The 19,516-nt window shown below is 72.6% G+C and carries 16 protein-coding genes; 10 read left to right on the top strand and 6 right to left on the bottom strand.

Features of this window, described 5'->3' with window-relative positions:
* Window positions 1-94: 94 nt before the first annotated feature.
* Both metK and OG927_RS04945 read left to right on the top strand, forming a co-directional pair.
* Entirely contained in the window at window positions 95-1,303 is a 1,209-nt protein-coding gene (gene metK, locus OG927_RS04950) for a methionine adenosyltransferase (protein WP_056787082.1), read from the top strand.
* Window positions 1,304-1,420: 117 nt separating this feature from the next.
* Window positions 1,421-3,565, top strand: coding sequence for a primosomal protein N' (locus tag OG927_RS04945; protein ID WP_056787087.1), 2,145 nt, complete (start codon window positions 1,421-1,423; stop codon window positions 3,563-3,565).
* Window positions 3,566-3,619: 54 nt separating this feature from the next.
* Here the strand turns inward: OG927_RS04945 and OG927_RS04940 are convergent, their stop codons facing one another.
* Complete coding sequence (locus OG927_RS04940) at window positions 3,620-4,156, bottom strand: hypothetical protein (RefSeq protein WP_274922909.1); 537 nt, start codon at window positions 4,154-4,156, stop codon at window positions 3,620-3,622.
* A 299-nt stretch (window positions 4,157-4,455) separates the two neighbouring features.
* On the opposite strand from OG927_RS04940, the gene fmt reads away from it, so the two are divergent.
* A complete protein-coding gene (gene fmt, locus OG927_RS04935) occupies window positions 4,456-5,388 on the top strand; it encodes a methionyl-tRNA formyltransferase (protein WP_124282938.1) in 933 nt (310 codons plus the stop codon).
* An 88-nt stretch (window positions 5,389-5,476) separates the two neighbouring features.
* Window positions 5,477-6,910: an RsmB/NOP family class I SAM-dependent RNA methyltransferase gene (locus OG927_RS04930; RefSeq protein WP_056787099.1), complete on the top strand. Its 1,434-nt coding sequence runs from the start codon at window positions 5,477-5,479 to the stop codon at window positions 6,908-6,910.
* A 27-nt stretch (window positions 6,911-6,937) separates the two neighbouring features.
* Here OG927_RS04930 and OG927_RS04925 read toward each other — a convergent pair whose 3' ends face one another.
* From OG927_RS04925 to OG927_RS04910, 4 genes are all read right to left on the bottom strand, one after another.
* A complete protein-coding gene (locus OG927_RS04925) occupies window positions 6,938-7,873 on the bottom strand; it encodes a TauD/TfdA dioxygenase family protein (protein ID WP_124282939.1) in 936 nt (311 codons plus the stop codon).
* A gap of 59 nt (window positions 7,874-7,932) precedes the next feature.
* Window positions 7,933-8,778, bottom strand: coding sequence for an ABC transporter ATP-binding protein (locus OG927_RS04920; RefSeq protein ID WP_056787103.1), 846 nt, complete (start codon window positions 8,776-8,778; stop codon window positions 7,933-7,935).
* Window positions 8,762-9,826 carry a taurine ABC transporter substrate-binding protein gene (locus OG927_RS04915; RefSeq protein ID WP_209470900.1) on the bottom strand — a complete coding sequence of 355 codons (1,065 nt, stop codon included), beginning with the start codon at window positions 9,824-9,826 and terminating at the stop codon, window positions 8,762-8,764. The genes OG927_RS04920 and OG927_RS04915 overlap by 17 nt, the downstream gene beginning before the upstream one ends.
* Window positions 9,827-9,897: 71 nt before the next feature.
* Window positions 9,898-10,782, bottom strand: a complete 885-nt coding sequence (locus OG927_RS04910) for an ABC transporter permease (protein ID WP_056787108.1) — start codon at window positions 10,780-10,782, stop codon at window positions 9,898-9,900.
* A 722-nt stretch (window positions 10,783-11,504) separates the two neighbouring features.
* Here OG927_RS04910 and rpe point away from each other — a divergent pair.
* Together rpe and OG927_RS04900 are read left to right on the top strand one after the other, a co-directional pair.
* Window positions 11,505-12,188, top strand: coding sequence for a ribulose-phosphate 3-epimerase (gene rpe / locus OG927_RS04905; protein WP_056787113.1), 684 nt, complete (start codon window positions 11,505-11,507; stop codon window positions 12,186-12,188).
* 139 nt (window positions 12,189-12,327) lie between these two features.
* Window positions 12,328-13,314 carry a sugar-binding transcriptional regulator gene (locus OG927_RS04900; RefSeq protein ID WP_199862748.1) on the top strand — a complete coding sequence of 329 codons (987 nt, stop codon included), beginning with the start codon at window positions 12,328-12,330 and terminating at the stop codon, window positions 13,312-13,314.
* A 62-nt stretch (window positions 13,315-13,376) separates the two neighbouring features.
* Here the strand turns inward: OG927_RS04900 and OG927_RS04895 are convergent, their stop codons facing one another.
* A complete protein-coding gene (locus OG927_RS04895; RefSeq protein ID WP_056787122.1) occupies window positions 13,377-14,441 on the bottom strand; it encodes a terpene synthase family protein in 1,065 nt (354 codons plus the stop codon).
* A gap of 295 nt (window positions 14,442-14,736) precedes the next feature.
* On the opposite strand from OG927_RS04895, the gene OG927_RS04890 reads away from it, so the two are divergent.
* The 4 genes from OG927_RS04890 (at window position 14,737) to OG927_RS04875 (ending at window position 19,468) form a co-directional block, all read left to right on the top strand.
* On the top strand, window positions 14,737-16,203 hold the full coding sequence (locus OG927_RS04890; RefSeq protein WP_056787126.1) for a GuaB1 family IMP dehydrogenase-related protein: 1,467 nt from the start codon (window positions 14,737-14,739) through the stop codon (window positions 16,201-16,203).
* Window positions 16,204-16,400: 197 nt separating this feature from the next.
* Window positions 16,401-17,861 (top strand): aldehyde dehydrogenase family protein, encoded by a 1,461-nt coding sequence (locus tag OG927_RS04885; protein ID WP_330319769.1) that lies wholly within the window; start codon window positions 16,401-16,403, stop codon window positions 17,859-17,861.
* 111 nt (window positions 17,862-17,972) lie between these two features.
* Window positions 17,973-18,428 (top strand): Lrp/AsnC family transcriptional regulator, encoded by a 456-nt coding sequence (locus OG927_RS04880; protein ID WP_056787134.1) that lies wholly within the window; start codon window positions 17,973-17,975, stop codon window positions 18,426-18,428.
* A gap of 242 nt (window positions 18,429-18,670) precedes the next feature.
* On the top strand, window positions 18,671-19,468 hold the full coding sequence (locus OG927_RS04875; protein ID WP_056787138.1) for a carbon-nitrogen hydrolase family protein: 798 nt from the start codon (window positions 18,671-18,673) through the stop codon (window positions 19,466-19,468).
* Window positions 19,469-19,516 lie beyond the last annotated feature (48 nt).

Below are 19,516 nucleotides of genomic sequence, written 5' to 3'. Positions count from 1 at the left end.
GCGACCGATAAACTGGTCGACGGAACATGCCGGGCGCAGCTCCCGGAGGTCCATCAATGATCAGCCAGCAGCCGCTGCAACCCCAGGGAGCGATGTGTCCCGCCGTCTCTTCACCTCGGAGTCCGTCACCGAGGGCCACCCCGACAAGATCGCTGACCAGATCAGCGACACGATTCTCGACGCGCTCCTGCGCGAGGACCCCTCTTCGCGCGTAGCCGTCGAGACCTTGATCACCACTGGACTGGTGCACGTCGCGGGTGAGGTCACGACCAAGGCCTACGCCGACATCCCCAACCTCGTGCGCAACAAGGTGCTGGAGATCGGCTACGACTCCTCCAAGAAGGGCTTCGACGGAGCCTCCTGCGGCGTCTCGGTCTCCATCGGATCGCAGTCCCCGGACATCGCCCAGGGTGTCGACACCGCGTACGAGCAGCGGGTCGAGGGCGACGAGGACGAGCTCGACAAGCAGGGCGCCGGCGACCAGGGCCTGATGTTCGGCTACGCCTGCGACGAGACGCCCGAGCTGATGCCGCTCCCGATCCACGTGGCGCACCGGCTCTCGCGCCGCCTGTCCGAGGTCCGCAAGAACGGGACCATCCCGTACCTGCGCCCCGACGGCAAGACCCAGGTCACCATCGAGTACGACGGGGACAAGGCCGTACGCCTCGACACGGTCGTCGTCTCCTCGCAGCACGCGTCCGACATCGACCTGGACTCGCTGCTCGCACCCGACATCCGCGAGTTCGTCGTCGAGCACGTCCTGGGGCAGCTCATCGAGGACGGCATCAAGCTGGACACCGAGGGCTACCGCCTCCTGGTGAACCCGACCGGCCGCTTCGAGATCGGCGGCCCGATGGGTGACGCCGGCCTGACCGGCCGCAAGATCATCATCGACACGTACGGCGGCATGGCCCGTCACGGCGGCGGTGCCTTCTCCGGCAAGGACCCGTCCAAGGTCGACCGCTCGGCCGCCTACGCGATGCGCTGGGTCGCCAAGAACGTCGTCGCGGCCGGCCTCGCCGCCCGCTGCGAGGTCCAGGTCGCCTACGCGATCGGCAAGGCCGAGCCGGTGGGCCTGTTCGTCGAGACGTTCGGCACCGCCACGGTCGACACCGAGAAGATCGAGCACGCCATCGGCGAGGTCTTCGACCTCCGCCCGGCCGCGATCATCCGGGACCTCGACCTGCTCCGCCCGATCTACGCCCAGACCGCGGCGTACGGCCACTTCGGCCGTGAGCTCCCCGACTTCACCTGGGAGCGCACCGACCGCGTGGAAGCACTGCGCAAGGCCGCGGGCCTCTAGGCACGCTGTCGTCGGCCCGCAGGCCGGGGCCCGGATGCCGTACGCGGTGTCGGGGCCCCGGCCTCCGTGCTGCCGGGGCCGCCACCGCTGTCAGTGCCGTCTGGTAGGAATTTGGCTGTGAGCAGCGACAACGAGCAGTCCGACGAGCCCGACGCCGGGGCACCGGAGCAGCTTGCGCTCATCCGGGAGACGGTGCGCCGGGCCAAGGTGCCGCGGGCCAAACCCCGCACCTGGCGGGGTGCGGCGCTTGCCGAGAACCTGCCGGTGGCCCGCGTCCTGGTGAACAAGGGCGCGCTCCACCTCGATCAGTACTTCGACTACGCCGTCCCCGAGGAGCTCGACGCCGAGGCGCAGCCCGGCGTCCGGGTGCGTGTGCGGTTCGGGGCCGGCGGGCGGCAGGTCCGGGGCGGCCGGCGCGAGGGCGGCGGGCTCATCGACGGATTCCTCATCGAGCGGCGAGCCGAATCGGACTACCAGGGGGCCCTGGCGGCCCTCGCCTACGTCGTCTCGCCCGAGCCGGTGCTCGGCCCCGAGCTGCTGGCGCTCTCCCGGGCCGTCGCCGACCGGTACGCGGGCAGCCTCGCCGATGTGCTGCAGCTCGCCGTGCCGCCGAGGAACGGCAGGGCCGAGTCCAAGCCCTCGCCCGCGCCCCTGCCGCCACCGCCCGCCCCCTCCCCCGGGACCTGGGAGCGGTACGCCCAGGGGCCCGCGTTCCTGCGGGCGCTGGCCGAGGGCGGCGCGCCCAGAGCCGTGTGGACCGCGCTGCCGGGGCCGCACTGGCCCGGAGAGATCGCCCGGGCCGTCGCCGCGACCCTGGCCTCGGGCCGCGGCGCGCTCGTCGTCGTACCGGACGGGCGGACCGCGGGGCGGGTGGACGCCGCGCTCACCGAGGTGATGGGCAAGGGGCGCCACGCACTCCTGACGGCGGACTCAGGGCCCGAGAAGCGGTACAGGGAGTGGCTCGCCGTCCGGCGCGGTTCCGTGCGCGCGGTGGTCGGGACGAGGGCCGCGATGTTCGCACCCGTCCCCGATCTGGGACTGGTGGCCGTCTGGGACGACGGGGACTCGAGCCACAGCGACGACAACGCCCCGTTCCCGCACGTCCGCGAGGTGCTGGAGCTGCGCGCGGCGCACGGCCGGTGCGCCTTCCTGCTCGGGGCGACGAGCTGCACGGTGGAGGCCGCCCAGCTCGTCGAGAACGGCTGGGCGCTGCCCCTGCGCGCCGACCGGGACCAGCTGCGGATCGCCGCGCCGCTGGTGCGCACCGTCGGCGACGGCGAGCTCGCGCGGGACGGTGCGGCGCGCTCGGCGCGGCTGCCCAGCCTCGCCTGGCAGACCGTACGCGAAGGGCTGCGCAGCGGCCCGGTGCTGGTCCAGGTGCCGCGCCGCGGCTACGCGCCCCGGCTCGCCTGCGAGCGCTGCCGTGAGCCCGCGCGTTGCAGGCACTGCGCGGGACCGATCGAGGCCCCGGACCAGCAGGATCTGAACTGCGCCTGGTGCGGGCGCGCCGAGACGGCCTGGAGCTGCGCCGCGTGCGGTGGGGTGCGGCTGCGGGCGCAGATCGTCGGTGCCCGGCGGACCGCCGAGGAGCTGGGCCGGGCCTTCCCCGCCGTTCCGGTGCGGACGTCCGGCCGGGACCACGTGCTGGACTCCGTACCCGGACAGCCCGCCCTGGTGGTCAGCACCCCCGGGGCGGAGCCCGTGGCCGAGGGTGGCTACGCCGCGGCGCTGCTGCTGGACGGCTGGGCGATGGTCGGACGGCCCGACCTGCGGGCGGGCGAGGAGGCACTGCGCCGCTGGACGGCCGCCGCCGCACTGGTGCGGGGACAGCCCGAGGGCGGCACAGTGGTGATCGTGGCCGAGCCGACCCTGCGCCCCGTCCAGGCCCTGGTTCGCTGGGACCCGGTCGGCCACGCCCGCCGCGAGCTCGCGGAGCGGGCCGAGCTGGGCTTCCCGCCGGTGTCCCGGATGGCCTCGGTCACCGGGCCGCCGGAGGCCATCGCCGCGTACCTCGCCGCCACCGGACTGCCGCCCGAGGCGGAGGTCCTCGGCCCGGTCCCGCTGCCGGGGGCGGCCTCGGGCAGGCCCCGAAGACAGGGTGACGCCCCGCCCGGCGAAACCTGGGAGCGGGCACTGGTCAGGGTCCCGCCGGGGCGGGGGGCGGCACTCGCCGCAGCCCTGAAGGCGGCGCAGGCGGCGCGGACGGCCCGGGGGACCGGCGATCCGGTACGCATCAGGATCGATCCGCCGGACATCGGCTGACACGCGGAAGGGCCGGATCAGGCCGGCCCAATCCTCCCGCGCCCCGCCCGTCCGTCAGCCGTTGCGCGGACCCGGGAAGGCTCCGGGACGCAGCTCCTCGCGCGGTGAGGGACGGTCCGCCGACGGCTGCGGCGGCATGGAGCGGGCCGCGGGTACGACAGGCAGTGCGGGGGAGGAGGCGGGCGCGGGCTGCGGACGGGCCACGCTCTCCGCGGGGTCCTCGGCGGTCTCCGGCGGCGGGGTGTTGCGGCGCGCGCCGTAACGCCGGTGCACCGCCTGCTTCGTGACCCCGAGCGCCGAACCCACCGCGTCCCAGGAGAAGCCCAGCGAGCGGTCGAAGTCCACCGCCGCCGTGACCAGCGTCTCGACGCTGTCCCGCAGTTCCTGGGCGAGCCGGACCGTCGGAGCCGGTGCCCTGCCGTAGACGACGAAGCCCGCGGACGGGCCGGAACGGCGTGGACGGTAGACGTTGCCCAGCTGCGCAGTGAGGGTGCGCAGCGCGTCCACCTGCCGCCGGACCCGCTCGATGTCCCGCACCAACAGGTGCAGACTGGCACGCGCTTGGGCGTCGTGGGTTGCGTGGTCGGCCATGAACAAGCCTCTCGAACCGGCGTGGAAGTTGAAAGGATCGGACCGCGCTGGGGGCGGCCCACTTCGGTCAATCTCACTTGACCAACGCCTCACCCGTCGATGTGGTCACGCTGTAGGGGCGTATGCGCATATGCACAGAGCGCACGGACATGCGTACGCCCCCCGGCCACGAGGCCACCGGGCCGTGTCGCGGGACCACCCTCGCGGTGCGGCAGGCGGCGGTCCCGCGGCACCGCCTAGACTGGTGTGCTGCTCGCCACGCCACCGTACGTTCCGGCCCGAGAGGCAGTCCGCCACCCATGAAGCTCGTCTTCGCAGGCACCCCCGAGGTCGCCGTCCCCGCCCTGGACGCCCTGATCGCCTCAGGCCGCCACGAGGTGGCCGCCGTCGTCACCCGGCCCGACGCACCCGCGGGCCGGGGGCGCCGGCTGGTCGCCAGTCCGGTGGCCGACCGCGCCGAGGAGGCGGGGATCGAGGTCCTCAAGCCGGTCAGGCCCCGGGACGAGGACTTCCTGGCGCGGCTGCGGGAGATCGCGCCGGACTGCTGCCCCGTCGTCGCGTACGGCGCGCTGCTGCCCAAGGCCGCCCTCGCCGTCCCCGCCCGCGGCTGGGTCAACCTGCACTTCTCCCTGCTCCCCGCCTGGCGCGGCGCCGCACCCGTGCAGCACGCGGTGATGGCCGGGGACGAGGTCACCGGCGCGTCGACCTTCCTGATCGAGGAGGGGCTGGACTCCGGCCCGGTCTACGGCGTCCTGACCGAGGAGGTGCGGCCCACCGACACGAGCGGTGACCTGCTCACCCGGCTGGCCTTCGCCGGTGCCGGGCTGCTCTCCGCGACCATGGACGGCATCGAGGACGGCACCCTGCACGCCGTCCCGCAGCCCGCCGAGGGCGTCACCCTGGCGCCCAAGATCACCGTCGAGGACGCCCAGGTGCAGTGGTCCGCGCCCGCGCTGCGGGTCGACCGCGTGGTGCGCGGCTGCACGCCGGCACCCGGCGCGTGGACCCTGTTCCGCGGGGAACGGCTCAAGCTGGTCCAGGCGGCGCCCGTCGTGGATCGCACCGATCTCGCACCGGGGGAGCTGTCCGCGGGCAAGAACAACGTCCACGTCGGCACCGGCTCCCACGCGGTGGAGCTCCTCTGGGTCCAGCCGCAGGGCAAGAAGCCGATGAAGGCCGCCGACTGGGCGCGCGGTGTCCGCATCGTCCACGGCGAGCTGCTGGGCCTCTGAGCCGGCCCGGCGGTCCGGAGCGGGGGCGGGGGCGGGCGACGTAGGCTGGACCGGTTCGCCCCCTCACCCTCAGCGGAGCACCTTTCACGTGAACGACCAGCAGCGTCGCCGTCCCGCCAAGCCGCACCGCCGCCCGCAGAAGGATCCCGTCCGGTTCCTCGCCTTCGAGGCGCTCAGGGCCGTCGACGAACGCGACGCGTACGCCAACCTCATCCTGCCCCCGCTGCTGAAGAAGGCACGCGCCAAGGGCGATTTCGACAGCCGGGACGCGGCGCTGGCGACCGAGCTGGTCTACGGCACCCTGCGCCGCCAGGGCACGTACGACGCGATCGTCGCCGCCTGCATCGACCGGCCGTTGCGCGAGGTCGACCCGCCGGTGCTCGACGTCCTCAACATGGGCGTCCACCAGCTGCTCGGCACCCGCATCCCGACCCACGCGGCCGTCTCCGCCAGCGTGGAGCTGGCCCGAGTCGTGCTGGGCGAGGGGCGTGCCAAGTTCGTCAACGCGGTGCTGCGCAAGGTGACCGCGCACGACCTCGACGGCTGGGTGGAGCGTGTCGCCCCCTCGTACGACGAGGACGCCGAGGCGCACCTCTCCATCGTCCATTCGCACCCCCGGTGGATCGTCTCCGCCCTCTGGGACGCCCTGGGCGGTGGACGCGCCGGGATCGAGGACCTGCTGGAGGCCGACAACGAACGGCCCGAGGTGACGCTGGTCGCCCGCCCCGGCCGCTCGACCACCGACGAGCTGCTGGACGCCCTCGGCGAGGAGAGCGGCCTCCCCGGCCGCTGGTCGCCGTACGCCGTGCGCATGGCCGAGGGCGGCGAGCCCGGTGCCCTGGCCGCCGTCCGGGACGGCAGCGCCGGCGTGCAGGACGAGGGCAGCCAGCTCGTCGCCGCCGCCCTGGCCCTGGCACCCGTCGAAGGCACGGACACCCGCTGGCTGGACGGCTGCGCGGGCCCGGGAGGCAAGGCAGCCCTGCTCGCCGCGCTCGCCGCCGGACGCGGCGCGACCCTGCTCGCCGCCGAGAAGCAGCCGCACCGCGCCCGGCTCGTCGAGCGCGCCCTGGCCGGAAACCCCGGCCCCTACCAGGTGATCACCGCCGACGGCACCCGGCCGCCCTGGCAGCCCGGCTCCTTCGACCGGGTCCTGATGGACGTCCCGTGCTCGGGCCTGGGTGCGCTGCGCCGGCGCCCGGAGTCCCGCTGGCGGCGTCGCGCCGAGGACCTGGAGAGCTTCGCGCCCCTGCAACGCGGCCTGCTGCGCGAGGCGTTGAAGGCCGTGCGGATCGGCGGGGTCGTCGGCTACGCGACCTGCTCACCGCATCTCGCGGAGACGCGTGTCGTCGTCGAGGACGTGCTCAAGGGACGCGGCGGAGCACCGGTCGAGGCGGAGTGGGTCGACGCCCGGCCGCTGCTGCCCGGAGTCCCCGCGCTGGGCGACGGGCCCGACGTCCAGCTGTGGCCCCACCTCCACGGCACCGACGCGATGTACCTGGCCCTGCTGCGCCGCACGGGCTGACCCCTGTGGCGCCGCGCGGGCGGTCGGTCAGCGCGGGCGGTCGCCCGCGACGGCGACACGCTCGGCCACCCTGCGGTGCGGGGCGTAGTCGTTCACCGCGTAGTGCTGCGTGGCCCGGTTGTCCCAGAACGCGACGTCCCCCGCGCGCCAGGTGAAGCGCACCTGGTACTCGGGCACGTGCGCCTGCTGGAACAGCAGGCGCAGCATGCGGTCGCTCTCCTCCCGGTCCCAGCCCACGATCCGGGTGGTGAACGAGGTGTTGACGAAGAGCATCCGGCGTCCGGTGGCGGGATGCGTCCGCACCACCGGGTGTTCGACCGGCGGGAACCGGTCCTGGAAGGGGATCAGCCGCTCCTCGGGGGTGAACCGGGCGAATCCCGGTACGAAGTCGTGCACCGCGCGCGCACCCTCGAGTCGCGCCTTCACCCGCGGCGGAAGATTGTCGTACGCGGCGGCCATGTCGGCCCACATCGTGTCGCCGCCGTACGGGGGCACCTCGCGGAGCTGGAGGACCGCGCCGAGCGCGGGCCGCTCGCGGAACGTCACATCGGTGTGCCACACGTTCTCGAAGGCCGGTGCGGACGAGCGGTCGAAGCGCGCCACCTCCGGATCGTCCCCGGCGGCCAGCAGGGGATTGGTCTCCAGCTCGCCCCAGTTGCGGGCGAAGGCCCGCTGCTCGGCCGAGGTGGGGTGCTGCCCGCGGAAGAAGAGCACCTTCCACTCCAGCAGTGCCCGGTCGAGCTCCGCGCGCACGGCGGGAGCGAGCGGACGGGTCAGGTCGACACCGCCGATCTCGGCCCCGATCAGCGGGCCGAGCGGACGGACGCCGAACAGCGCGTAGGGCCGGTCGGGCTGTCCCGGCGCCAGCCTGCGCAGCTCGCGGGGGCCCTCGTACAGCCCGTCCGGAGGAAGCCTGGACGCGCGCAGCGCGGAACCGGGGACGACGGACGTGGTGGGGGACATGGGAACTCCTGTCTGCGTGGGGGTGTGCCGGGCCGCCCGCCGGGGGCGGCCCGTCGGGTTCAGCGGGCCGCGTCGCGTACCGCCGCGCCGATCTCGGCGCGCAGCGCGGCGTACTCGGGCAGCCCCCGCAGCCCGTCCGGGTCCTCACTCCCGGTACGGGGGAGGGGGATGGGGACGTCCAGCGCGACGGTGCCCGGACCGGCGCTCAGGACGACGGCACGGGTGCCGAGGAAGACGGCCTCGTCCACGCTGTGCGTGACGAAGACCGAGGTGATCCCGGTCCGGGAGCTGACCGTCCGCAGGTCCTCCTGGAGCCGTTCACGCGTGAGTGCGTCCAGGGCGGCGAACGGCTCGTCGAGCAGCAGCAGGTCCTTGCCGCCGGCCAGGGCCCGGGCGATGGCCACCCGCTGCTGCTGGCCCCCCGATATCTGCCAGGTCCTGCGGCGTGCGGTACCGGCCAGCCCGACCCGCTCCAGGAGCTCCTCGACGCGGGCGGGGCGTTCGGCCCGGGGGACTCCGGCGTAGCGCAGCGCCAGGGCGATGTTCTCTCCGACCGTGCGCCAGGGGAACAGCCGGGGCTGCTGGAAGACGACTCCTGCCTGACGTCCCGGTTCCGGCGTCCGGCCGTGCACGGTGACTTCGCCGGAGGAGGCGTGTTCGAAGCCGGCGATCAGCCGCAGGAGTGTGCTCTTCCCGCTCCCGGACGGGCCCACGAGCACCAGGAACTCGCCGGCGGGGATGTCGAGCGACAGGGGGCCGAGGGCGGTCACGGCGTCCGCGCCGCGACCGTAGCGGTGGGTCACCTCGCGTACGGCCACGGCGGGCGTGACGTCCGACGGAGCGGCCCCGGCCCCGGCCGGACCGGCTTCCCGGGCACCTGTCCGGCGGTCATCCGGTGACGGCATCGCTCAGCCCTTCCACGTACACGGCCTTCTCCAGCTCCGTGAGTTCCGGCGCGGCCGGGATCTGCTTCTGGCCCGCCAGGAACTCCGCTGCGCTCCGCAGGTTCTCCGCCAGACCGCCGACCCGGCCCGGGCGGCCCAGCCACTTGGCGTCGGACTGGTCGGCGGGCTTGAGGAAGATGCCCTGCTTCAGCTGGGCGGCGGCGTCCTGCGGGCTGATCCCGAGCTGCCTGCCGACGGCCTCGGCGGCGGCCGACGGGTCGTCGTGGATCAGGTCCAGTGCCTGGGCCTGGGCCTTGCGCCAGGCGGTGATGACCTCGGGCTGCTTCTCTATGAAGGCGGTGGACGCCACCCCCAGGTCGAGCGTGGGCTTGCCGGCCGCGGCCAGTTCCCGGCTGGAGACCAGGGTCTTCCCGGTCTTCCCGAGCTCGTCGAGCGTGGGGAGCCAGACGTAGGCCGCGTCGATGTCCCCGCGCGACCAGGCCGCGACGATGTCCTGCGGTTCGAGGTCGAGCAGCTGCACCTTCGACGCGTCCACGCCCGACCTGTCGAGCGCGGCGAGCAGGCTGTAGTGCGAGGTGGAGCTGAAGGGGGTGGCGACCTTGCGGCCGGCCAGGTCCTCGACGTCCTCGACGCCGGAGCCGTCACGGGCCACCAGCCCCTCGTTGTCACCGGCGACGTCCAGCACCCACGTGACCTTGTACGGGATGTTCAACGGCTCGGACAGGCCGCGCGCCACCGGGCTCGAACCGATCGCGGCCAGATCGACCGAGCCCGCGACGAAGGCGGTGTTGATGGTCGCGCCGGAGTCGAATTTGATCCACTTGATCGTGTGGTCCGGCAGGGCCTTCTCCAGCAGACCCTTCTCCTTCACGATCAAGTCGCCGCTGGGGAAGGCCTGGTAGGCGATCCGGATCGTCCTGCCGTCGCCCCCGTCGCCCCCGTCGTCACCGCCCCCGCCACCGCCGGAACCGCAGGCGGTGACGACGACCAGTGCTCCCAGAGCCGCGACGAGCAGGGAGGTGCGGCGCAGACCGCGTGTTCCGGACATGGCATGGTCCTTCGTTCGTTGATCGCTGGGGAGGGAGTGCGGAAAGGAGGCGGGGAGGCGGGGCAGAAGGGTCACGACAGCCGGCGCCAGGGCGCGAGCCGGTTCTCGGCGCCCCGCAGCAGCGCGTCGATCAGCAGTCCGGAGACGCCGATCGCGAAGAGGCCGAGGACGACGACGTCGGACTGGTTGTAGCGCTGCGCGTCACGGATCAGGCCGCCGATGCCGGGCAGCCCGTTGACGGTCTCGGCGGCGACCACCGAGGAGTAGGCGATCCCGAACGCGAGGCGCACGCCGACCAGGATCTCCGGCAGCGCGGACGGCAGGACGACGGAGGCCACCACCTGCGAACGGCGCGCCCCGATGGCCCGTGCGGCCTCCACCAGCGAGGCGGGCGCGGAGGCGACGGCGGACGCGGTGGCCACGGCCACGGGCGGCATGGCGGCGATCGCCAGCAGCCACAGCTTGGGCGCCTCGTCGATGCCGAACCAGATGATCAGCAGACTGAAGTAGGCGAGCGGCGGCAGGGTCCGCAGGAAGGCCACCGCCGGTTCGAACACCACCCGCACCCATGGCAGCGTGCCCATCAGCACCCCGGCCACCAGCCCGGCGAGGACACCGGCGCCCGCACCGATCGCGATCCGGCGCAGGCTGATGCCCAGATGTTCGATCAGGGTGTGGCCCTGGTAGCCGCGCACCCCGTCATGGGTGCCGGACGTCTGGACGAGCGCGTCCCAGACGGCCGACGGCGGCGGCACCAGCAACGGCGACCACAGGCGCAGGGCGGTGACGAGCTGCCACAGGGCGAGCAGCACGGCCAGCGCGAGCAGCCGCAGTCCCACCCTGCGCAGCCGCGCGGCCCGCTCCGGGGAGCGGCGGCGTGGCGGGGGCGCGGGAGCGGGTCCGGCGGAGAGCGCCGGGTCGGCCGGCCGCTTTTCCGTGGTGGTGGGCGTGGTCATGGCGGACTCCGTCGGGAGGTGCCGCGGCACCGGTCCGCCGGAGGGGCGGACCGGGCCGGGACAGGGACGGGCAGGGGAACGCCGGGCGGACGGCAGTCGTCCGCGGGCGAGGGGGAGGAATCCCCGCAGAACGTGCGGCCGGTGGGCCGGACGCGGACGGCGACCGTCAGGTCCGGTTCGCGGACAGGGTTCTGGAGGGAGACCGCCGGCTCACCCGAGGGGCGGCCGGAAGGCGGGCGGACGACGCCGCACAGTTCTGGTAGCGCTCAGCGCTGCCGGGCCAGGCTCAACAGGAGCAGCTGGTCACACGGCAGAGATCGATGCTGAGGCGCTCCTTCAGGAACTGGTCGCTGATCACGGGGAGTTTCTAACACAGCCTCAGGGCGGGCACCAGAGGCTGTCCGCGCCCTGGTACGGACCGGGCGGGCGCGCCGGACCCGGTGGCCCCGCCCGCCGGGGTCCTCCGGCCCACCACGCCGGGTCCGGCACCCCCGCCCGCCGGGCCCGCCGGGCCGGCTCGTCTGCGGATCGCGTGGGGACGTCACGAGGGCCGGTCACTCCGTACACCGGACGACCCGGCCCCGGCCCCCGGCAGCGGCCGAGGACCGGAGGACGGAATCGCGGGGCGAAAACGCCGGGAATGCACGAACCGTAATGATCCCGTGAGGCTTTGGGGCGCACCGGGGCGAGGAAGTGGCGCCGGGCATGGCAGGCTTGGGTGCATGGCCCAGATCAACCCCAGCATTCTGTCCGCGGACTTCGCGCGTCTCGCCGAGGAGGCGAAGGCCGTCGAAGGCGCGGACTGGCTCCATGTCGATGTCATGGACAACCACTTCGTCCCGAACCTGACGCTCGGCGTGCCCGTCGTGGAAGCGCTGAGCAGGGCCACGGACACCCCGCTGGACTGCCACCTGATGATCGAGGACGCGGACCGCTGGGCACCGCAGTACGTCGAGGCCGGCGCGGGCTCCGTCACCTTCCACGCGGAGGCCGCGGCGGCGCCCGTCCGGCTCGCCAGGGAGATCAGGGCGAAGGGGGCGCGCGCCTCGATGGCGCTCAGGCCCGCCACCCCCATCGAGCCGTACGAGGACCTGCTCCCCGAGCTCGACATGCTGCTGATCATGACGGTGGAGCCCGGCTTCGGCGGCCAGGCGTTCCTCGACATCATGCTGCCGAAGATCCGCCGTACCCGTGAGCTGATCTCCAAGCACGGCCTGGAGCTGTGGCTCCAGGTCGACGGCGGTGTCTCGGCCACCACCATCGAGCGGTGCGCCGAGGCCGGCGCGGACGTCTTCGTCGCCGGATCGGCGGTGTACGGGGCCGAGGACCCGGCCGAGGCGGTGCGGGCACTGCGCGCCCAGGCGGACGCGGCCACCGCCGCCGCCCCCTGGGCGTGCGGCCACTGAACAAAGGTCGGATGAACGCGGCCCGACGGGCCGGATCAATGATCGCCGCATCTGACAGGATGGTCGGCGTACGGATCGCGTGAACAGCAGTGAGGAGATCGCGGTGTCTGGCATCTCGGCGGGTCGGTCAGCCATGCGGATGGGACCCGCGGAGCTGGTCCAGGCGGCGGCCATGGCCCGCCGGTTCTACCTCGAGGGAAAGTCGAAGATCCAGATCGCCGAGGAGTTCGGCGTGAGCCGCTTCAAGGTGGCCCGGGTCCTGGAGACGGCCCTCGAACGTGATCTCGTACGCATCGAGATCCGGGTTCCGGCGGAACTGGACGCGGAGCGGTCGGACGCGCTCCGGGCCCGCTACGGCCTGCGGCACGCGGTCGTGGTCGAGTCCCCGGCGGAGGAGCAGGACGACGCCGCCGATCCGGAGAACCTCGGTGAGGTCGCGGCCGACCTGCTCGGCGAGCTGGTGAACGAGGGCGATGTGCTGGGCCTGGCCTGGGGCCGGTCCACCATCCACATGGCGGCGGCGCTCGACCGTCTGCCGCCCTGCACGGTCGTGCAGCTGACCGGGGTCTACGACGCCGGGACGGCCGAGCGCGGTTCGGTCGAGGCGGTCCGCCGCGCGGCCCAGGTGTCGGGCGGCGAGGCGCACCCGATCTACGCCCCGATGCTGCTGCCCGATCCGGCGACGGCGGCGGCACTGCGGCATCAGACGGGCATCGCCCGCGCCTTCGAGTACTTCGACAAGGTGACGGTCGCCGCGGTCTCGATCGGTTCCTGGGAACCGGGCATCTCCACCGTCCACGACATGCTCTCGGACGAGGAGCGGGCCCACTACGCGTCGCTCGGCGTGGCGGCGGAGATGTCCGCACACCTCTTCGACTCCGACGGGCGGCGGGTCGGCCGGGACCTGGGCGAGCGGTGCATCACCGTGGAGGCGGACCGGCTGCGCCGGATCGCCGAGGTGGTGGCCATCGCGGGCGGACAGCGCAAGGCGGCGGCCATCGGTGCCGTGCTGCGCTCCGGTCTCGTCACCAGCCTCGTCACGGACACGGCGGCCGCCGACTACCTCCTGACGGAGTCCCCCGCCGGACAGCGCCCGGCGCTGGAGCGGGCGGACCCCGACGCCTGACCGCGCGGACCACGACACGACGGAGGCCGGGCACCGCACGCGGTGCCCGGCCTCCGTCGTGCTCAGCTCCGGCGCGCCTCGGCCGGGTCCTTCGCCGGTGCCGCGTGCTCGGCGGCCACGCCGAGGACCGTCTCCTCCAGGTACTCACCGGGCTGCGCGTACTGGCTGACGTCGGCCGGGTTGTAGCGGGGCGTCTGCCGCGACCAGTCCAGATTGCCGCGCATCCAGCTCCGCATCCCGTCGAGGTACGGAGCGAGCATGCCGGACAGCTGCGGATACGTGCCGAGGAGCTCGGCCTCGGCCCCCAGGAACCGCTCGGTCTCGGCGGCGATCTCGGCACAGACGTGTTCGAGCGCCTGCCGCTCCCCGTAGCCGCGGTGGTGGCGGACCAGGTGCACGAGGTTGTGGATCTCCCCGAGCACCTGCTCCTTCTCGAAGGAGTAGACGTCGTTGGCCCAGCACACGACGTTGCAGGACGCCTCCAGCGCCGTGATGAACCGGGGGTCGTTGTGCAGCGACTCCGGTGCCTCGATGCCCGCGACGATCTCGATCAGGTCCATGCACACATGGATCGCCCCGGTGTGCCGGCGCTTGGCGATGTACGTCGCCTCGGACGGCACCACGTCGTCGGCCCGGTTGCCCGCCTCCCAGGTGGTGGCAGTCGTCAGATACGTCATGAGGTGCCATGCGAAGCGGGTGCGCCAGTGCGGGGCGGCCCGGGGAACCGTACGTTCCCACAGGTCGGCCAGTGCGACGACGGCGGTGGGGAGCTCCTCGCCCGGCCACGGGCCGGGAACGGTGCCCTCCACGACGGCGCGCATCCGTGCCACCACGTCCTGTATTCGCTCAGGGCTCCGGCCCAGGTGCCCGTCGTCCAGCTGGTCGTCGACGAGGAAGAGCCAGACGAACCAGTCGGCGACCAGGTCGAGGTGCTCGGCATTCGCCGTCGGATAGACCATTCCGACGAACGCGCCGAAGTCGGCCTGTTCGAAACGGTCCCTGGCGGACTCGCGGTGTACCAGTCCGGTCTGTCGTGTCCACGTGGTGAGGTGTTCACGGGTGTGCCCCACATGCGGATTGCTCCGTTGCGGGAACGGGCAGTAGATGTCCGGCAGTTCACTCTCCACAGGCGGATCTGGATCCTCTCCGGTCGAACGTGTTGCGGGTGTTCCTGGCGCTCATCAGTGGTGTGGGGGATACCACGGCGGCCTGCAAATTTTCAAGCTACCTGACCCTCCGTCACCCGGTCCAGGGATAGTGATCGTGAATGGTTGAATCCTGTTCGGGTAGGGTCTGCAGGTAAGGCAGGTTCCACTTGCCCGGACCCCGAGCTCCTCCTTGGAGGAACGAACCAATGCCGGGGTCCATTGCTGTGTCTTCGTGGAAACGACCTGCACCGTTTCGTATGAAAAAATGAGTGTTATGCGTTTTCTTGAGCCCGGCACTGGTCATCACTCGGCCTCCCCCTCGGTCCCCTACGACCTCACGTACGACGATGTCTTCATGGTTCCCGGACGTTCCGCAGTCGGCTCCCGGCAGGCCGTGGATCTCTCCTCGCCCGACGGCACCGGGACCACTATTCCTCTCGTCGTCGCCAACATGACGGCGATCGCGGGCCGCCGAATGGCTGAAACCGTCGCCCGGCGGGGCGGGCTGGTCGTCATTCCGCAGGACATTCCGATCGAGGTCGTCACCGAGGTCATCGGCTGGGTCAAGACGCGCCACCTCGTGCTGGACACGCCGATCGTGCTGGCCCCGGGCCAGACCGTCGCCGACGCCCTGTCCCTGCTGCACAAGCGGGCCCACGGTGCGGGCGTCGTCGTGGACGCGGAGTACCGGCCCGTCGGCGTCGTCACCGACCACGACCTGACCGGCGTGGACCGATTCACCCAGCTGTCCGAGGTCATGTCCAGGGACCTGGTGCTGCTCGACGCGGACATCGACCCCAGGGACGCGTTCAACAAGCTCGACGGCGCCAACCGCAAGCTCGCCCCCGCGGTCGACGCGGACGGCCGGCTCGTCGGCATCCTCACCCGGAAGGCCGCACTGCGCGCCACCCTCTACACCCCGGCGACGGACACCGGCGGCAGGCTGCGCATCGCCGCCGCCGTCGGCATCAACGGCGATGTCGCCGGAAAGGCCGCGCAGCTCATCGCCGCGGGCGCCGACACCCTCGTCGTGGACACCGCGCACGGCCACCAGGAATCCATGCTCAAGGCGGTCGCCGCGGTACGGGCGCTCGACCCCGGGGTGCCGGTCGTCGCGGGCAACGTCGTGGCCGCCGAGGGCGTGCGCGACCTGATCGAGGCGGGCGCCGACATCGTCAAGGTCGGTGTCGGCCCCGGTGCGATGTGCACCACCCGGATGATGACCGGAGTCGGCAGGCCCCAGTTCTCGGCCGTGCTGGAGTGCGCCGCCGAGGCGAGGAAGCACGGCAAGCACGTCTGGGCCGACGGCGGCGTCCGGCACCCGCGCGACGTCGCCATGGCGCTCGCCGCCGGTGCGTCGAACGTGATGATCGGATCCTGGTTCGCCGGGACGTACGAGTCGCCCGGCGACCTCCAGCAGTCCGCCGACGGCCGCTGGTACAAGGAGTCCTTCGGCATGGCCTCGGCGCGCGCGGTGAAGAACCGCACGTCGGAGGAGTCCGCCTACGACCGCGCCCGCAAGGGGCTGTTCGAGGAGGGCATCTCCACGTCGCGCATGTTCCTGGACCCGGCCCGGCCCGGGGTGGAGGACCTGGTCGACTCGATCATCGCCGGTGTCCGCTCCTCCTGCACCTACGCGGGCGCCGCCTCGCTCGAGGAGTTCGCCGAGAAGGCGATCGTCGGTGTGCAGAGCGCCGCAGGGTACGCGGAGGGCAAGCCGCTGCACGCCAGCTGGAACTGACCCCGCGGTCCTTGGCCATCGGTGCCCCTCCCGGGTGTTCGCTCCGGGAGGGGCACCTGCGTGTGCAGGGAGAGCGGATGGCCGCATGCGTTCGTTTGTAGTCAATCGCTGAGCGTTTCTTTTCGCCTTCAACTCGGTTGCACTGTAAGTAATATGAACAGCAATCAGCTGCCTGCCTCTCTGCGGTAAGGGATCTCATGTCCTCCTTCTTCACCGACCTGGCCCATCAGTACATCGACGGCGAGTGGAGGCCGGGAAAGGGGTCCTGGGACATCATCGACTTCAATCCGTACAACGGGGAGAAGCTCGCGTCGATCACCGTCGCCACGGCCGACGAGGTGGACCAGGCCTACCGGGCGGCCGAGCAGGCCCAGCCGGCGTGGGCGGACACCAACCCGTACGCCCGCCGCGCCGTCCTGGAGAAGGCGCTGCGCATCGTCGAGGAGCGCGAGGCCGAGATCGGCGACGCGATCGTGGCGGAGCTGGGCGGTACCCGGCTGAAGGCCGCCTTCGAGCTGCACCTGGCCAAGGAGTTCCTCCGGGAGGCGGTCCAGCTCGCCCTGCGGCCCACCGGCCAGCTCCTTCCGTCGCCCACCGAGGGCAAGGAGAACCGCGTCTACCGCGTGCCGGTCGGCGTCGTGGGCGTCATCAGCCCCTTCAACTTCCCCTTCCTGCTGTCGCTCAAGTCGGTCGCGCCCGCGCTGGCCCTCGGCAACGCCGTGGTCCTCAAGCCGCACCAGAACACCCCCGTCTGCGGCGGCACGCTGCTGGCCAAGGTGTTCGAGGACGCCGGGCTGCCCGCCGGGCTGCTGAACGTCGTGGTCACCGACATCGCCGAGATCGGCGACGCACTGCTGGAGCACCCCATTCCGCAGCTCATCTCCTTCACCGGTTCGGACAAGGTGGGGCGCCACGTCGCGACCGTGTGCGCGGCGAACCTCAAGCAGACCGTCCTGGAACTCGGCGGCAACAGCGCGCTGATCGTCCTCGACGACGCGGACGTGGACTACGCCGTCGACGCGGCCGTCTTCAGCCGCTACGTCCACCAGGGCCAGGTCTGCATGGCCGCCAACCGGATCCTCGTCGACCGCGCGGTCGAGAAGGAGTTCACCGAGAAGTTCGTCGCCAAGGTCGCCTCCCTGCGGGTCGGTGACCCGGCCGACCCCTCGACCCAGATCGGCCCCCTGATCAACTCCTCGCAGGCCGACGCGGTGTCCAAGCTCGTCGACCAGACCGTGGCCGACGGCGCCACGGCGCTGCTGCACGGCCGCGCCGAGGGCAATGTGGTGAGCCCGTCCGTGCTGACCGGCCTTGCCGCCGATTCCCCCGTCCTGCACCAGGAGATCTTCGGCCCCGTGGCACTCCTGGTGCCTTTCGACGGGGAGGACGAGGCGGTCCGGATCGCCAACGACACCCCGTACGGGCTCAGCGGCGCGGTCCACACCGGCGACATCGAACGCGGCGTGCGCGTGGGGCAGCGCGTCCGTACCGGCATGATCCACATCAACGACGGCACGGTCCACGACGAGCCCATCGTCCCGTTCGGCGGGGAGAAGAACTCGGGCCTCGGACGGCTGAACGGCGAAGCGACCGTCGAGGCCTTCACCACCCAGAAGTGGATCTCGGTGCAGCACGGCCGCTCGCAGTTCCCCTTCTGATCCTGCCGCGCCCTCTGCGGTGAGCGCGCCCCGCGGGGCGTCATGGTCTACTTCGGGGGCGGCCCGCGCCGCCCCCGAATCCGTCCGTCGCAGAGAAGTGATCCACCAGACGTGCGCCTGAACGACCTCGACGAACGCATCGTCCACGCCCTCGCCGAGGACGCCCGCCGCTCCTACGCCGACATCGGCGCCCTCATCGGCCTCTCCGCGCCCGCGGTGAAGCGCCGGGTGGACCGGCTGCGCGCCGACGGCGCCATCACGGGCTTCACCGTGCGGGTCGACCCGGCGGCGCTCGGCTGGGCGACCGAGGGCTTCATCGAGATCTACTGCAGCCGCAACACCGCCCCCGAAGCGATCAGGCGGGGCCTGGCCCGCTACCCGGAGGTCGCGTCGGCCTCCACGGTGACGGGGGAGGCCGACGCGATCGTGCAGGTCTTCGCCGCCGACATGCGGCACTTCGAGCAGGTGCTCGAACGGATCGCGGGTGAGCCGTACGTCGAGCGGACCAAGTCGGTCCTCGTCCTGTCCCCGCTGCTGCGCAGGTACTCGTCCGGCACACCGGGCTGACGGAGCGGGACCACCGGTCGCGCTCCGCCCCCCGTGCACGGCCGACCGAGCGAGCCATCGGGCCGAGACCCAGATCACCCTCCTGACCTGCGAGGACACGCGGCGCAACGAATCGCCGTCCGGGGGCCGTCCCACGCAACGGATCGACGGTGCACGCGCAACACTCGCGCCTTGTCGGGCCCGACGGGCGCCCCGTACCGTCATAACGTCCCCGCCCCCGCCCGCACCGCCCGAGGTCAGCCATGCCGTCGTTGCGTACCGCCCTGCTCCAGAGCTCCGGACGCCCCGGCTCCCCGGACGAGAACCTCGCGGCGCTCGACGAGGCCGCCGGGCGGGCCACCGCCGCGGGTGCCCGGCTGCTGGTCTGCCCGGAGCTGTTCCTCACCGGCTACGCCATCGGCGACGCCGTCGCCGGGCTCGCCGAACCCGCGGACGGCCCCGGGGCGCGAGCCGTCGCCGAGATCTGCGTACGGCACGGCATCGCCGTCCACTACGGCTACCCGGAGCGCGCGGGCGAGGCGGTCTTCAACGCCGCGCAGCTCATCGGCCCGGACGGGACGACGCTCGCCGGCTACCGCAAGACCCACCTCTTCGGCCGTTTCGAACGGGAATGGTTCACCCCGGGCGAGCAGGCCGTGGTGCAGACCGAACTGGACGGCGTCCGGATCGGCCTGCTGATCTGCTACGACGTGGAATTCCCGGAGAACGTCCGGGCGCACGCCCTGGCCGGGACCGACCTCCTGCTGGTGCCGACCGCGCTGATGCACCCCTTCCCGTTCGTCGCCGAATCCGTCGTACCGGTCCGCGCGTTCGAGAGCCAGATGTACATCGCCTACGTCAACAGGACCGGAACGGAGGGCGAGTTCGAGTTCACCGGGCTGAGCTGCCTGGCCGGCCCCGACGGCGCCGTCCGGGCCCGCGCCGGACGCGGCGAGGAACTCGTCGTCGGAGACGTGGACCCGGGCCTCCTCGGTGCCTCGCGCGCCGCCAACCCGTATCTGACCGACCGCCGCCCCGGTCTGTACGGCTCCCTGGTCTGAGCCCTCCGCACCCTCCCCTCTCCCGCGCCTTCCTCCAAGGAGCCCTCA

Origin of the sequence: Streptomyces clavifer, assembly GCF_036345975.1 — a bacterium.
Taxonomy (GTDB): domain Bacteria; phylum Actinomycetota; class Actinomycetes; order Streptomycetales; family Streptomycetaceae; genus Streptomyces; species Streptomyces clavifer.
This window is presented reverse-complemented; position numbering and strand designations above follow the sequence as displayed.